Annotated in this window: 1 protein-coding gene; it reads left to right on the forward strand. The window is 46.6% G+C overall.

Annotated elements, in window-relative coordinates:
• The first annotated feature begins 54 nt into the window (after window positions 1–54).
• Window positions 55–1226 (forward strand): IS3 family transposase gene (locus tag C9J01_RS29330; RefSeq protein ID WP_107301573.1). Its coding sequence is split into 2 segments (ribosomal slippage): window positions 55–328 and window positions 328–1226, totalling 1173 coding nucleotides; the frame shifts between segments, so codons are not numbered across the junction.
• Window positions 1227–1257: the final 31 nt, after the last annotated feature.

Here is a 1257-nt window from a genome sequence, read left to right on the forward strand (position 1 = left end):
TGAAGTGACCCCCTAAAAGTAGACACCTCTTTATTAGGAATAAGAGGTGATTATATGAAAGTTGTTACTAGACGAAGCTTTACCGACGAATTCAAGCTTGCTGCAGTTCAAGAATCTATCGATTCCCCAGATACAGTCAAAGCCGTTGCTGTTAGGTTAGGGATAAGCCCTAAGCTTTTAGCAAAATGGAGAAGTAAGTTCGTGACTAGAAAGGAATCGTCAAAGCCAATCAAGAACAATGGTCCAAGTAAGAGCCTCAAGGACTTGGAAGCTGAAAACAAAAGACTACGCAAACAGCTTGAGCGTGCAGAGTTGGAGAACGAAATCCTAAAAAAGGCGAAGGAGTTCTTCGACAGTCAGCAAAAGTAAAATTTGCTTATATACACAGGGTTAGCTCTGTCAGAAGAACGGTAAAACTGATGTGCGACGTGCTAGGTGTTTCGCGCTCGGGTTACTACAAGTGGCTTAACCATCAGCCCTCGGACTGGACAAGGTACAACCAAAGGCTGCTGGCTTTTTTGCGGCAGCAGATAGAAAAACATCGTCGTATCCAGGGCTATCGCAAGCTCTGGGAAGAAGCCGTTGCCCATGGATATGCCTGTAACAAGAAACGGGTTCAGTCCCTGCTCCAGCAAATAGGTTACCGTTCTAATGCTTGTAAGCGGCGCTTCGGCGTCGTTAGGCCAAAGGAGGTTGTGCCCACGCCCCCGAACTACTTAAATAGGGACTTCAGTGTCGATGCTCCTAACCGTGTCTGGGTCTCTGATATAACCCAAATCCGCTGCCATGAAGGCTGGCAATACCTATGTGTCATTATCGATTTATACTCCCGCCGAGTAGTTGGTTGGGCAACCAGCTATATGAACTCGGCAGAGATGGTTCTAAGGGCTTTAAAGAAGGCTTGGAAAGAGCGCAAACCAAAGGGTAAGGCGTTGATGTTCCACTCTGACCGAGGCTCGCAGTACCGTTGCTATGATGTGCTGAAATGGCTCACCAAAAGGAAAGTGACAGTCAGTATGTCGAGGAAGGGAAACTGCTGGGATAACGCATGTTCGGAAAGCTTCTTCGGCTTGATGAAAAAGGAATGGTTCTCCAACCTTGAGCAGATGTCACGAAAGGAAATGGTTGCTGAGTGTCGCAACTATATCAATGGCTATTACAATGTAGTCAGAAGGCATGGGACTAATGGTGGATTGAGTCCCATGATGTACGAACTGAGAAATTAACCCCCGTGTCTACTTTACGGGGGTCATATCA

This window comes from Photobacterium rosenbergii (assembly GCF_003026455.1).
GTDB lineage: Bacteria > Pseudomonadota > Gammaproteobacteria > Enterobacterales > Vibrionaceae > Photobacterium > Photobacterium rosenbergii.